Origin of the sequence: Polaromonas sp. (genome assembly GCF_029945685.1) — a bacterium.
In the GTDB taxonomy this organism is placed as follows: domain Bacteria; phylum Pseudomonadota; class Gammaproteobacteria; order Burkholderiales; family Burkholderiaceae_C; genus Polaromonas.
The window spans coordinates 314414-328409 of sequence record NZ_JAQSDA010000020.1; the positions used below are offsets into that span (position 1 = coordinate 314414).

Sequence of the window (13996 nt, forward strand, 5' to 3'; positions counted from 1 at the left end):
GCATGGTGTCGCAAATCTGGATAATCGACCGATTGTAGAACGTTGCCTGCATGCTTCGTGTAGGCGCTTTGCCACCAAACCAGGCCCGACATGCCCAACCGCACCGTATTTTTCATCTCCGACGGCACCGGCATCACCGCTGAAACCTTTGGTAACGCCATCCTGGCCCAGTTTGAGTTCACGGCGCGTCACGTGCGCCTGCCCTTTATTGACAGCGTGGACAAGGCGCATCAGGCCGTGCGTCAGATCAACCACGCGGCCTTGCTGGAGGGCAACCGGCCGATCGTGTTCACCACGCTGGTCAACATGGAGATCCTGGCCGTCATCAAGGCCCACTGCCACGGCATGATGCTGGACATGTTCGGCACTTTTGTTGCGCCGCTGGAAACCGAGCTGGGCATCAAGTCGAACCACCGCGTCGGCCGTTTTTCGGATGCCTCCAAAAGCAAGGCCTATGACGACCGCATTGAAGCCATCAACTTCTCGCTGGCCCACGATGACGGGCAAAGCAACAGGGACCTGGCCGGTTCCGACGTGATCCTGGTGGGCGTGAGCCGCAGCGGCAAGACGCCGACTTCGCTCTACCTGGCCATGCAGTACGGACTGAAAGCCTCGAACTACCCGCTGATCCCGGAAGACTTCGAGCGCCGCCAGTTGCCGCCGGCGCTGGTGCCGCACCGCAAGAAAATTTTCGGGCTGACGATCGCGCCCGAGCGCCTGGCCCAGATCCGCAACGAACGCCGGCCCAACTCGAAGTACGCGAGTCTGGAAAACTGCCGCGACGAGATTCACGAGGCAGAAGCCATGATGCGGCGCGAAGGCATTCGCTGGCTGTCCACGACCACCAAGTCCATCGAAGAGATCGCCACCACCATCCTGCAGGAAATCCGGCCCGAGCGGCTGGAGTACTGAAGCGCATCGATCGCTCTTTTTTTGATAGCGGCTTGGGTAAGTCCCATAAGGGATACAAGCATTATTTCCATACAAAAGAGGGCCGACGGCCGCAGTCGCCGGCGCAGCACTGGCGCCCATTGCCGTGACGTCTATTCATTCAATAGCAATTACCTATCGGTAGATGCTATTTTTGAGAGTTATACTATCGTTTCGCAAGTACTTTTAACCCGCCTATAGGAAGTTATCCCGATGTCCCTGATCAATACCCAAGTCCAGCCTTTCAAAACCCAAGCCTTCCTCAACGGCAAGTTCATCGACGTTTCAGACGAATCGCTGAAGGGCAAATGGTCGGTCCTGATCTTCATGCCGGCTGCATTCACTTTCAACTGCCCGACGGAAGTCGAGGACGCTGCCGACAATTACGCCGAATTCCAGAAAGCCGGCGCCGAGGTCTACATCGTGACCACCGACACCCATTTCTCGCACAAGGTGTGGCATGAGACCTCTCCCGCCGTCGGCAAGGCCAAGTTCCCGCTGGTGGGCGATCCGACCCACACGCTGACCAAGGCCTTTGACGTGTTCATTCCTGAAGAAGGCCTGGCACTGCGCGGCACCTTTGTGATCAATCCCGATGGCGTCATCAAGACGGCTGAAGTGCACTCCAACGAAATTGCGCGCGACGTCAAGGAAACCCTGCGCAAGCTGAAGGCGGCCCAGTACACCGCCGCCCACCCCGGCCAGGTCTGCCCCGCGAAGTGGAACGAAGGCGCCAAGACGATTGCTCCCTCGATCGACCTCGTCGGCAAGATCTAACCCCCCGCGGTCCAAGCCCGGGCGCTGCACACCTCGGTGTGCCCCGGGCTTTTTTGTTCCCCATTGAAACCGAAAGTGAGTCCGCCATGCTTGACGACGCCACCAAAGCCCAACTGAAAAGTTACCTCGAACGCGCCACCGCGCCCATCGAAATCGTCGCCTCCCTGGACGACAGCGAGGCCTCTGGCGAAGTGCTGTCACTGCTGAAGGATGTCGCAGAGGCGTCGCCACTGGTCACGCTGACCGAAAGCCGCGACGACCCGCACCGCAAGCCTTCGTTTTCCATCAACCGCCCGGGCGAAAACCACGGCCCGCGTTTTGCCGGCCTGCCCATGGGCCATGAATTCACCTCGCTGATCCTGGCGCTGCTGCAGATCGGCGGCTACCCGCCCAAGGTCGAGCAGGAAGTGCTGGACCAGATCCGCGCGCTGGACCGCGACCTCGACTTCGAGGTCTATGTCTCCCTGACCTGCCACAACTGCCCGGACGTGGTGCAGGCGCTGAACCTGATGGCGGTGCAGAACCCGCGCATCAGGACCACCATGATCGAAGGCGGCACCTTCCAGGAAGAAGTCAAGGAGCGCGAGATCATGGGCGTGCCCACGGTCTTTCTCAACGGCACCATGTTCGGCAACGGCCGCATGAGCCTGGAAGAAATCCTCGCCAAGATCGACACCAGCGGCGTGGAACGCGAAGCCAAAAAAATCAGCGAGAAGGACCCCTTCGATGTGCTGATCGTCGGCGGCGGACCGGCCGGCGCGGCGGCGGCCGTGTACGCGGCGCGCAAGGGCATTCGCACCGGCGTGGCGTCGGAGCGTTTCGGCGGCCAGGTGCTGGACACCCTGGGCATCGAGAACTTCATCTCGATCAAGGAAACCGAAGGTCCCAAGTTCGCCCACGCCCTTGAGGAGCACGTGCGCAACTACGACGTGGACATCATGAACCTGCAGCGTGCCAAGGCCTTGATTCCCCACAGCGGACCGGGCAAGGACCTGATCGAGATCCAGTTGGAAAGCGGGGCCTCGCTGAAAAGCAAGTCGGTGATCATCTCCACCGGCGCGCGCTGGCGCAACATCAACGTGCCCGGCGAACAGGAGTTCAAGAACAAGGGCGTGGCCTACTGCCCGCATTGCGACGGCCCGCTGTTCAAGGGCAAGCGCGTGGCCGTCATCGGCGGTGGCAACTCCGGCGTCGAGGCGGCGATTGATCTCGCCGGCATTGTCGGCCATGTGACGCTGATCGAGTTCGACACTGCGCTGCGCGCCGACGCGGTGCTGCAGAACAAGCTCAAGAGCCTGGCCAACGTCGAGGTCTTCACCAACGCGCAGACCACCGAGATCACCGGCGACCAGAAGGTCACCGGCCTGGTCTACAAGGACCGCGCCAGCGGCGAACTCAAGACCGTGGCGCTCGAAGGCGTATTCATCCAGATCGGTCTGGTGCCCAACACCGACTGGCTCAGGGGTGTGGTCGATCTCTCGAAACACGGCGAGATCATTGTCGATGCGCGCGGTCAGACTTCGTTGCCCGGCGTCTTCGCCGCGGGGGACGCCACCACCGTGCCCTTCAAGCAGATCATCATTGCGGCCGGGGACGGTGCCAAGGCGGCGCTGGGCGCTTTTGATTATTTGATCCGCAGCCCGGCGACGGCGCACTGACCCGCCCTACTGGCTGCGCAGCAAAGCCCGCCCCCGGCGGGCTTTGCCTTTTCCGGGTCAACGGTCTCAGGCAATACGAACGCTTATCAACCTCACACGCAGGCAGACGGCACACGTGTGGACATGCTTGAGCAGAAGCGGCCGCCGGGAGACAATGCAGCATCGACCACCGAAACAAAAAGGAAATGCCATGAAAGGCGACGCGCAAGTCATCACCCACCTGCAGGCCCAGCTCAAGAACGAGCTGACCGCCATCAACCAGTACTTCGTGCACTACCGCATGTACAAGCACTGGGGCCTGGACAAGCTCGCGAAGAAGGAATACGAGGAGTCCATCGGCGAGATGAAACACGCCGACAAACTGATGGACCGCATTTTCATGCTCGACGGCCTGCCCAACCTGCAGGACCTCGGCAAGCTGATGATCGGCGAGGACGTGCCGGAAGCGCTCAACTGCGACCTGAAGGCCGAAACTGGCGCCCAGGCAACGATCAAGGACGGCATCGCGCATTGCGAAAGCGTGCGTGATTACGTCTCGCGCGATTTGCTGCAGGGCATCCTCGACGACACCGAAGAACACATCGACTTCCTGGAAACCCAGATCGAACTGGTGGCCAAAGTCGGGCTGCAGAACTACCTGCAAAGCCAGATGGGTGAGCTGAGCTGACGCGGCCCGGAGCCGGAAAATCCAGGCGGGGCAAGTCCCCGCTTTTTTTCGCCCGCCGGCCACCGTACTGCAGTCAGGCCAGCCGGGCGTTCAGCACCCCCACCACCCTTCATTCTCAGGGAAAAATAGCTTGTAGCGCCCGTCGGTAAGGCGGAACCAGCTATTCAATTCATAGCAATTTTCCTGCGCCACGCACTTGCCGCGCAGATCGCCCGGCGCCCTCCGGTCCGGCGCGGGAAGGCATACAATACAAATAGTAATGATTCTCATAAAGAATGGCGTACTTGCCGGATGACCCCGCTCACCCTTCCCCCGCCGCTTTCCGCCTTATGACACCTGTCGCTCCGCTTTCCCCGGCCGCAGCATCCGACCCCGGCACACTGTGCCTGGTGGATCTGCCCGTTCACCGGGTGACCACCATCGCCGGTCTGGCGAGCCAGGGCGGTGAGGCCTTTGCCGGCGTGTTGCAACGGCTGGGCGAGCTCGGCTTCATGGTGGGCGAAACCATCAGCGTGCTGCAGCGCGGCCCGGGCGGGCGCGAGCCGCTGGCGGTCCAGGTCGGCGACACCGTGTTTGCGCTGCGCCGCCATGAGGCGAGCTGCATCCAGGTCAAAGTGCCCGCATGAACGCTGCCACCACCTCTGCCGGCCCGCTGCGCATCGCCCTGGTCGGCAACCCGAACTGCGGCAAGACCGCCCTCTTCAACCTGCTGACCGGCGCGCGCCAGAAAGTCGCCAATTACGCCGGTGTGACGGTTGAGCGCAAGGAAGGCCGCGCCCGCCTGCCGGACGGCCGCGAACTGGCCGTGATGGACCTGCCGGGTGCCTACAGCCTGAGCCCGGCCACCGCCGACGAAGCCGTCACCCACGACGTGGTGATGGGCCTGCGCGAGGGAGAGCAACGGCCGGACGGCATCATCGCGGTGGTCGATGCGACCAATTTGCGCATGAACCTGCGTCTGGTGCTGCAGCTGCGCGCCTTGGGCCGGCCCATGGTGCTGGCGCTCAACATGATGGACGTGGCGCGTGCCCGCGGCCTGCAGATCGACATCGCCCGGCTGTCGGCCGAACTCGGCATGCCGGTGGTGGAAACCGTCGCGGTGCACAACCCCTGGTTTGCCGCCTGGCGCGGCAAGGCCGGCGCGAGCGGGCGTGAGGCCCTGCTGCAGGCCGCCCAGACAGCCTTTGCAGCGCAAAATAGTGAGTCTTTTACGCCTCCAGCCCAATCCCCGCCTTCGCCAGCAGCTATCAAAACAGGAGCGGATGGCGTGCCGGACATGGCCGCCCTGCAGGTGCAGGTCAGGGCCATCCTGGCCGCCGCGGTGCCCAACGCCGGACAGGTCAAGCGTTTCAACCACCGTATTGACGCGGTCGTGATGCACGCGGTGGCCGGTCTGCTGCTGCTGGCCACGGTGCTGTTCCTGATTTTCCAGGCGGTGTTTGCCTGGGCCAACCTGCCGATGGACCTGATCAAGGAAGCCGTCGCAGCGGTCGGCTCTTTTGTGCAGGGTCATGTGCGGCCCGGCCTGCTGCAAAGCCTGCTGGTCGATGGCATCGTCGCCGGTGTCGGCGGCGTGTTGGTGTTCCTGCCGCAGATCATTATTCTGTTTTTCTTCATCCTGCTGCTGGAAGACTCGGGCTATTTGCCGCGCGCCGCTTTCCTGCTCGACAACCTCATGGGCAAGGTCGGGCTGTCGGGTCGCGCCTTCATTCCGCTGCTGTCGAGTTTTGCCTGCGCGATTCCCGGCATCATGGCCACACGCACCATCCCGCACTGGCGCGACCGGCTGGCCACCATCATGATCGCGCCGCTGATGACCTGCTCGGCCCGGCTGCCGCTGTACGCGCTGCTCATAGGCGCCTTCATTCCCGACAGCAAGGTGGGCTTCTTCAACCTGCAGGGCCTGACGCTGTTTGGGCTTTACGTTCTGGGCATTGTGTCGGCCATGGCGGTGGCCTGGGTCTTCAAGCGCACCTGGTCCAAAAGCAGCTACCAGCCGCTGATGCTGGAGTTGCCCCCCTACCGCGTGCCGAACCTGCGCAACCTGCTGCTGGGCCTGTGGCAACGGGTCGAAATTTTCATGCACCGCGTCGGCACCATCATTTTTTCACTGATGGTGGTGTTGTGGTTTCTGTCCACCTTCCCCGGCCCGCCGGAAGGCGCGACCGGCGCGGCCATCCAGTACAGCTTCGCCGGCATGATCGGCAAGGCGCTCGAGGTGGTGTTTGCACCCATCGGTTTCAACTGGCAGATCTCGATCGCGCTGGTGCCGGGCATGGCCGCGCGTGAAGTGGCGGTCGGCGCCCTTGGCACCGTCTATTCGCTGTCGGCCTCGGGTGACGACGCCGCCGCGGCCCTCAGCCCCCTGATCGCCCGGAGCTGGTCCACCGCCACGGCTTACTCGCTGCTGGCCTGGTATGTGTTTGCGCCGCAGTGCATCTCGACCCTGGCCGTGGTCAAGCGTGAAACCAACTCCTGGCGCTACCCCTTGCTGATGGCCGCCTACCTGTTCGCGCTGGCTTACGCCGCCTCGTTTGTCACCTACCGCGTCGCGCTGGCGCTGACGACATGACGGCCGCGCTGCTGCAAACTCTGCTGGTGTATGCCGTGGTCGCGCTGTGCACCGCCTATTCCCTCTGGCGCCTGCTGCCCGCCGCCCTGAAGCGGCACGGGGCCGCAGCGCTGATGTCCCGCTTCCCGCGCCTGCAGGCGTCCGCACGCCTGCGGGCGCTGATGCAGCAGCCGTCCGGTTGCGGCTCGGGCTGCGGCAGTTGCAGCAGCAATGCCTCCAGGGCGGCGCCGGTCGCGCAGGAACACAAGATCCAGCTGGTTCGGCGTCGCTGAAAAAACCCCTGCGCGCCGGAGCTTTCGGCGCCCTCGCCAGGCCCGGCAAAGTCAGGCGACCTCCTTTCCTGTTCCCTGTTCCCTGTTCCCTGTTCGCCACGCCTGCGTGTCGGGGGTAAACAAAACAGGCTTTTTTGCTTGCAAGTTATTACGAATCATTATCATTTGATATACACTCGCTGCGACACCTGACCAGCCAGCCAGCTCGCATCCGCCAGGAACTGCCGAGCCCAGCCAAGCCAACGACTCAACCATTCCACGCCGATCCGGCGGGACCCTGCCTGGAGGCCACTTGGCACATCTTTCCCATCCCAAGACGCGCGCTGCGCGCAGCAAACCATCCCGTGGCCGCGCCCTTGCGGCTTTCGCGCCCGTCGCGCCTGGCTACAGCGCGTTGCCATCGTCCGAAAAAGCGGTACTGCCCCTGGGCGCGCTGATGCTCGCGGTGTCCATGGCCGGCTGGGCCCAGACCCCGCCAGGCGGCGCCACGGATGCCCCGGCGGCCACATCGGCCAGCGACAACACCCTGGCCCCGGTGACCGTGATCGCCCCGCGCGACCGAGCCGCGCAAACCTACCAGAGCGGAATCACCAGCGTCGGCAAGGTGCCGGTGCCCGCCAAGGACATTCCGCAATCACTGACCGTGGTCAACGAAAAACTGATCCACGACCAGGGCAAGGACAGCTTCAAGGGTGCACTGGAGAACGTCGTCGGCATCACCTTCGAGGCCGGTGAAGGCGGGCGCGTCGGCGACAACATCCGCCTGCGCGGCTTCAGCGCGGCCGGCGACATCTACCAGGACGGCATGCGCGACATCGCGCAGTACAACCGCGATCTCTTCAACGTGGACCGCGTGGAAGTGCTGCGCGGCGCGGCGTCCATGCTGTTCGGCCGCGGCTCCACCGGCGGCGTGATCAACCAGGTCAGCAAGCAGGCGCGCATGATCACCGAGCACGAGGTCAATGCCACGGTCGGCACCGATGGCTACCAGCGCTACCAGGGCGACTTCAATTTCAAGCTCGAAGGCGACGCTGCCCTGCGCATCAACGCCATGGCCACCGACGGCGAGGGCCGCGGCGACAACGCCGGCGCCTCCACCCATCGCCGCGGTCTGGCGCTGGACTACCGTTTCGGCATAGGCACGGCCAACGAGTTCGAGATCAGCTACTACCACCTGAACTACAACGACAAGCCCGACTGGGGCTTTGCCTGGCTCGAGAACCGTCCGGCCCCGGCGCCCACCAACCGCTACTGGTACGGCCTGGACAGTGACTTCCAGAAGGACAAGGCCGATGCGCTGACGCTGTCGCACACCCATCGCTGGAGCGACGGCAGCAGCCTGAAGACGACCGTGCGCGACGGCTACTATTCGCGCTCCATGTGGGCCACGCAGTCGAGCTTCGCGGCCGGCACCACGGCGGCCAACATCAATGACGCCACCGTGGTGAACCGTCGTACCAACGCCAAGGCCGGAGAAGAGCACCACACCTTCCTGCAAAGCGACTACCTGACCACCACCTCCTGGTTCGGCCGCAAGAACAGCATCCTGCTCGGTGCGGAATACGCAGTGGAGAATTCCAGCCGCTCGACCTATCCGTCGCTGGTCACGGCCAAACCGCCCACCACCGCCGGCAACCCGGGCAGCACCGGCATCAGCGGCAACCTAAGTGAGCGCGTGGCCACGTCCTTCAAGGCAAGCACGCTGGGCCTGTACGTGCAGGACACGATTGAACTGACACCCCAGTGGAAGCTGGTGGGCGGCCTGCGTGTGGACCAGTTCCAGGGGAACTTCGACCGCTCGGGCAACACGGCTCCCAACAACACCGCGCTGTCCCGCTCGGACAGCCTGCTGAGCAAGCGCCTGGGCCTGATGTACCAGCCCACCGAGGAAGCCAGCTACTACGCCGCGTGGGGCACCTCGTTCAACACCTCGGGCGATCTTTACCAGTACGACCCGCGCTCCGCCAACACGCCGCCCGAAAGCAGCCGCAACATGGAAATCGGTGCGAAATGGGAGCTCTATGGCGGCGACCTGTCGCTGCGCACCGCACTGGCCCGCACAGACAAATACAACGAGCGCAACACCGACATCGACACCGCCAACAACTCCTACCTGCTCTCGGGCCAGCGCCACACGGATGCGCTGGAGTTCGAGATCGCCGGCCGCATCACGCCGCAGTGGGATGTGTTTGCGGGCATCGGTTTTCTGAAGGCCGTGATCGACAAGTCCGGCTCGAACGCCGCGGGCCAGGCTGAAGTGGGCCAGAACCCGGGCCTGAGCCCGAGCCGCCAGGCCAACCTGTTCACCACTTACCGCCTGGACAGCAAGTGGCGCGTGGGCGGGGGCTTTACCGCCGTGAGCCAGAACAAACCCGCCAACAGCGTGACCACCGGCAACCGGGCGCCCGGCTACGTCAAGGCCGACGCCCTGGTCGAGTACCGCGTCAACGCCGGCAACACGATCAAGCTCAACATCGACAACCTGTTTGACAAGGTCTACTACAACACCCTGTACCGAGGTTTCGCGGCACCGGGCGACGCCCGCGCGGTGCGTGTCACGCTGACAAGCAAATTCTGAGCGCCGCACCATTCATGGGCGCTTAAACTTCGGGCGGTTCGCCATCGGTGGGCCGCCCGATGCCTTCTGGAAATCACTGCCATGCTGCTTCGCATTCCTCAAGCCCTCCAGCCGGATGAACTTGCACAGATCCGCCAACTCATTCTTGCCGCCGACTGGACCGATGGCCGCGTCACGGCCGGCAGCCAGAGCGCCAGTGTCAAGAACAACCGCCAGTTGCCCGAAGCCTTGCCCGCCGCGCAGCAGGCGCGGCAGATGGTGTCGGTGGCGCTCGCGCGCAACCCGATGTTTGTGACCGGGGCCCTGCCCAAATCGGTCTACCCTCCGCTGTTCAACCGTTATGGCGGCGAGAGCAACTACTTCGGCGACCACATCGACAACGCCGTGCGTACCCATGCCGCCAGCGCGCGGCATGTGCGCACCGACATCTCCTGCACACTGTTTCTCAGCGACCCGGCCAGCTACGACGGCGGCGAACTGGTGGTGCAGGACACCTATGGCGAGCAGCGCATCAAGTTCGAGGCGGGCGACCTCGTGATGTACCCGGGCAGCTCGGTGCACCGCGTGGAACCGGTCACGCGCGGCGAGCGCCTGGCCTGCTTTTTCTGGATCGAGAGCATGGTCCGGCAGGACGCCCAGCGCCGCCTGCTGTACGACATGGACATGGCCATCACGGCCCTGCGGCAGAAGCAGTTGCAGCAGGCAGCGGACAAGCCCGCGGGGGCGGCCGAAAGCCCGGAGGTCGTGCGCCTGACCGGCTGTTACCACAACCTGTTGAGGATGTGGGCCGAGGTCTGAACGCCTTGCCCTCCCTTTCTCCTTTCTCCTTTTCTCCTTTTCTCTTTTTCCCCTTTTTCCCGCTTCCCGGTTGCCTCTCTATGGATAGCAACTGACGCCCTTCCTACAGGGGTGACCACGCCTTTGGGCTGCTTTTCCTGAAGAATGCCAGCGCACAGTGGGGATAAAAAAGATAATGATTGCAAATGCGATCGATTCGTATTTATAATAACTCCAAATCCTGAAATTTTCCTCCATCAACCAGCAAGCCAATCCCATGATCGTCTGCGTCTGCCGCCGAATCTCCGACCGCGAAATTGCCCGCCACGCCCGCGCGGGCATGGGCTTTGACGAGATCCAGTTCGAACTCGGCGTCGCCACGCAATGCGGTCAGTGTGAAGGGTGTGCGCGGGACGTGGTGGCGCAATGCAGCGCCACCTGTCCCACGGCCAACATCAAGCTCGCCGACTCCTCTCTGGAAGGCAGCTCGTGGAATCCTCTTTCACCCTCTTTGCAAGCCTCGCCGGCAGCCTGATCCTGACGATCAGCCCGCTCTGGTGGATCTTCCGCCGTTAGTGCGCTCCCTTCTGCCCGCCTGGTTCCCGCACACGCGTTCCTCCCTTCGCATCCGCTAGACTTCCGATGAACGCTCCCGCCATTTCGGGCTCCAACACCCCTGCACTTCCGACAAGCCCCGTGCGATTGCCGATCAGCCGCAACATCGTTATTGCCGCCAGCGTGGTCATCTTCCACGTGGCTGCGTTGTGGGCGTTGCAGAACGGCCTGCTGCGCCGGGCGGTGGAACAGGTGGTGCCGGCCGAACTGCTGACGCGCATCATCGAAATCGAGCCACCCAAGGTGGCGCCACCGCCGCCGCCCCCCAGGCCCGCACCCAAAACAGTCAAGCTGCCGCCGCCCCCCATGCCCATGGCCATTCGCGACCCCGCGCCGGCGCCCAATGCGCCCACCGGCGTGATTGAACCGCAGCCGCCTGCACCCGTGGTGTTGGCCCCGGTGGCGCCTGCCCCGGCGCCTCCCGCCCCGCCCGCCCCGGCGCGTCTGGTGGAAATCACGCAGGGCGAAACCGAGTACATCCGGCCGCCGCGTCCGGTCTACCCGACCCTGAGCAAACGCAGCGGCGAAGCCGGCGTGGTGATCATTGCCGTTTACTACAGCACCTCGGGCCACGCCAGACGTGCCGAAGTCTTCAAGTCCAGCGGCTTCGAGCGCCTGGACCGTGCCGCACGCGAAGCCGTGATGGCCTCACAGGTCACCCCTTTCCGGCGGGCGGGTGTCAATGACGACACCCAGTTCCTGCTCAAAGCCCCGATTAATTTTGTTCTGGAGTAACTCATGAATTCACAATTTGGCCTGATGAACGTCTGGACGCAGGGCGACTTCATCACCCGGGCGGTGGCGCTGCTGCTGATCGGCATGTCGCTGGCCTCCTGGATGGTCATCATCATCAAGACGCTGGACGTGCTGAAGTACAAGAAGATTGCCCGCAGCGCCGAAGACTTCTGGCACAGCGAAGACTTCGCCGCCGGCCTGGCCAGGCTGGGCAACGACCCGGCCAACCCATTTCGCCAGCTGGCCATCGAAGGTCGGGAAGCCACCGCCCACCACCGCAACACCCGGGCGCACCTGCACGATGCGCTGGACGTCAGTGACTGGGTCACGCGCAGCCTGCGCAACACCATCGACGAGTTCACCTCGCGCCTGCAATCGGGCCTGGCCGTCCTGGCCTCGGTCGGTTCCACCGCGCCCTTCATCGGCCTGTTCGGCACGGTCTGGGGCATCTACCACGCGCTGCTGGCCATCGGAACGGCCGGCCAGGCAACCATCGACAAGGTGGCCGGTCCGATCGGCGAGTCGCTGATCATGACCGCGCTGGGCCTGGCCGTCGCCATTCCGGCCGTGCTTGGCTACAACGCGCTGGTGCGCGGCAACAAGGGTGTGCTGCACAAGCTCAACCGTTTTGGCCACGACCTGCACGCCTACTTCGTGACCGGCGCGCGCGTCACCAGCAGCGGCCCCGCCAATGTCGTGCCCATGAAAAAAGCCTGACGCACAGGGAGCACGCAACATGGCCTTCGGAACCCAGGACGACACCGACGAGGTGATGAACGAGATCAACATGACGCCGCTGGTCGACGTGATGCTGGTGCTCCTGATCATCTTCATCATCACCGTACCGGTGATGAAACACGCGGTCAACATCGATTTGCCGCGCGCCACCAACGAGGTGCAGAACGTCAAGCCCGAGACGGTGCGGCTCACGGTCGATGCCGACGGCGCCTACTACCTCAACGAGGCCAGGATCGAGGATGCGGCGCTGGCGCCCAGCTTCCAGGCGGCGGCGGCGAAGGAACCGCAACCCGAGTTGCACATCCGCGGCGACAAGGCGGTGCGTTACGAACGGGTGGCCCAGGCCATGGCGGCGGCGCAGCAGGCCGGGCTGCGCAAGATCGGCTTCATCACCGAACCGGTCCAGCCCTGACGGCTGGTGCCTGCGCCCGCCCGCATGACCTGGGGCTTCACCATCCCGGGCATTTTGCTGCCTGCTGCCCGCGTTCTTCAACAAGTCCAACGGCGTATTTTTCCCGAAAAAATCGGGCAGTCGCTTGACTTTTAATTGAGAATAGTTATCATTACGGTAACGACCACCCATCAGACCCACCCGGGTCCACTCCCATGTCCCCTGCACAGCCTGCCTCCGCCACCCCGAGCCTGCCGTCTCACCGCAACGACCACGCGCAAGCCACCCCATCCGCAGCGCCCGTCCACAGCGCAGCCGCTTGCGCCGTGAACAGCAACGAGTTGCTGCGCGGCCAGAAGGCCGTGGACATCGTGCACAACGGCTCGACCTACCGCCTGCAGGCCACCCGTCTGGGCAAGCTGATCCTGACCAAGTAGCCGACAAGTTTCATCGTGGGACGATCCGGGGCCGGCAACGGTCCCACAGGTCGTTTTTGCCAGCCAGCCACCCGCCTTTCGGGCAGTTGCATTAGCCAGGCTTTTTTTCGCCATACACCATGCAAAAAGCCGACCCCGGGGTCGGCTTTTTTGTTGAAAACAGGCTCCAGCCCTTTTCCGACGGGCGCAGCCAGCTACCAATTAGATAGCATTCTCCATTTGACCAACGGTCGTTACAAACCGATGGCGGCCATGCCGGCACGCGCGATCTGCGCGTCTTCACTGGACTTCACGCCGCTGACACCGACCGCGCCCAGGCACTGGCCGTCCTTCAGGATGGGGACGCCGCCTTCGAGCAGGCCCTTGAGATCCGGCGCGCTCAGGAAGGAGAAACGTCCCCCGTTGATCATGTCTTCGTAAATCTTGCTCTCGCGCCGGCCCATGGCCGCCGTGTGGGCCTTGGCGGGCGCAATGTGGGCGGAAATGGGCGCGGCTCCGTCCAGGCGCTGCAGGTGCAGCAGGTGGCCGCCGTCGTCCACAATGGCAATCGTCACCGCCCAGCTGTTTTTTGTTGCTTCTGCGGCGGCGGCAGCGGCGATGGCCTGCACATCGGAAAATTCCAGCACTGTTTTTGATTTCATGGTTTCCAGGTTTCCAGGTTTCCAGGTTTTGTTTGGGTAAAACGTCAAGCATACGCAACTTTGCGGGCAGTTCCGGGTCCCATTGCCAACCTGAAAACTTATAGAACCCTGACAAATAGTAGGCAGTCCACAGGGTTAATCCTTGAAAACTGCCGCCGTCCCCTAAAATGAAATTGCCCGCATATGCAGGCCTCTACTGGAGAAGACC

15 protein-coding genes are annotated in these 13996 nt (G+C 63.4%); 14 read left to right on the forward strand and 1 reads right to left on the reverse strand.

Going from position 1 to position 13996, the window contains the following annotated elements; translation table 11 throughout:
- Positions 1-90 precede the first annotated feature (90 nt).
- From PSV26_RS13090 to PSV26_RS13155, 14 genes are all read left to right on the forward strand, one after another.
- Positions 91-912: a pyruvate, water dikinase regulatory protein gene (locus PSV26_RS13090; protein ID WP_300519003.1), complete on the forward strand. Its 822-nt coding sequence runs from the start codon at positions 91-93 to the stop codon at positions 910-912.
- A gap of 231 nt (positions 913-1143) precedes the next feature.
- Positions 1144-1707 (forward strand): alkyl hydroperoxide reductase subunit C, encoded by a 564-nt coding sequence (ahpC, locus tag PSV26_RS13095; protein ID WP_096696255.1) that lies wholly within the window; start codon positions 1144-1146, stop codon positions 1705-1707.
- Positions 1708-1793: 86 nt separating this feature from the next.
- Complete coding sequence (gene ahpF / locus PSV26_RS13100; protein ID WP_300571336.1) at positions 1794-3365, forward strand: alkyl hydroperoxide reductase subunit F; 1572 nt, start codon at positions 1794-1796, stop codon at positions 3363-3365.
- A gap of 190 nt (positions 3366-3555) precedes the next feature.
- Positions 3556-4032, forward strand: a complete 477-nt coding sequence (gene bfr, locus PSV26_RS13105) for a bacterioferritin (RefSeq protein ID WP_300571338.1) — start codon at positions 3556-3558, stop codon at positions 4030-4032.
- 329 nt (positions 4033-4361) lie between these two features.
- Positions 4362-4658: a FeoA family protein gene (locus PSV26_RS13110; protein ID WP_300571340.1), complete on the forward strand. Its 297-nt coding sequence runs from the start codon at positions 4362-4364 to the stop codon at positions 4656-4658.
- A complete protein-coding gene (gene feoB / locus PSV26_RS13115; protein ID WP_300571341.1) occupies positions 4655-6604 on the forward strand; it encodes a ferrous iron transport protein B in 1950 nt (649 codons plus the stop codon). The genes PSV26_RS13110 and feoB overlap by 4 nt, the downstream gene beginning before the upstream one ends.
- Complete coding sequence (locus PSV26_RS13120) at positions 6601-6876, forward strand: DUF6587 family protein (RefSeq protein ID WP_300571343.1); 276 nt, start codon at positions 6601-6603, stop codon at positions 6874-6876. Before feoB ends, PSV26_RS13120 begins: the two co-directional genes overlap by 4 nt.
- Positions 6877-7168: 292 nt before the next feature.
- Positions 7169-9454, forward strand: a complete 2286-nt coding sequence (locus PSV26_RS13125) for a TonB-dependent siderophore receptor (protein ID WP_300571344.1) — start codon at positions 7169-7171, stop codon at positions 9452-9454.
- 81 nt (positions 9455-9535) lie between these two features.
- Positions 9536-10252, forward strand: a complete 717-nt coding sequence (locus PSV26_RS13130; protein ID WP_300518980.1) for a Fe2+-dependent dioxygenase — start codon at positions 9536-9538, stop codon at positions 10250-10252.
- Between the two features lie 256 nt (positions 10253-10508).
- Positions 10509-10766, forward strand: coding sequence for a (2Fe-2S)-binding protein (locus PSV26_RS13135; RefSeq protein WP_300571346.1), 258 nt, complete (start codon positions 10509-10511; stop codon positions 10764-10766).
- A 161-nt stretch (positions 10767-10927) separates the two neighbouring features.
- A complete protein-coding gene (locus tag PSV26_RS13140; protein WP_300571348.1) occupies positions 10928-11581 on the forward strand; it encodes an energy transducer TonB in 654 nt (217 codons plus the stop codon).
- Positions 11582-11584: 3 nt separating this feature from the next.
- A complete protein-coding gene (locus tag PSV26_RS13145) occupies positions 11585-12298 on the forward strand; it encodes a MotA/TolQ/ExbB proton channel family protein (protein WP_300518971.1) in 714 nt (237 codons plus the stop codon).
- A gap of 19 nt (positions 12299-12317) precedes the next feature.
- A complete protein-coding gene (locus PSV26_RS13150) occupies positions 12318-12731 on the forward strand; it encodes a biopolymer transporter ExbD (protein ID WP_300518968.1) in 414 nt (137 codons plus the stop codon).
- Between the two features lie 194 nt (positions 12732-12925).
- Entirely contained in the window at positions 12926-13147 is a 222-nt protein-coding gene (locus tag PSV26_RS13155; protein ID WP_300518965.1) for a hemin uptake protein HemP, read from the forward strand.
- A 233-nt stretch (positions 13148-13380) separates the two neighbouring features.
- Here PSV26_RS13155 and PSV26_RS13160 read toward each other — a convergent pair whose 3' ends face one another.
- Positions 13381-13788 (reverse strand): heme-binding protein, encoded by a 408-nt coding sequence (locus PSV26_RS13160; protein ID WP_293592319.1) that lies wholly within the window; start codon positions 13786-13788, stop codon positions 13381-13383.
- Between the last annotated feature and the right edge of the window lie 208 nt (positions 13789-13996).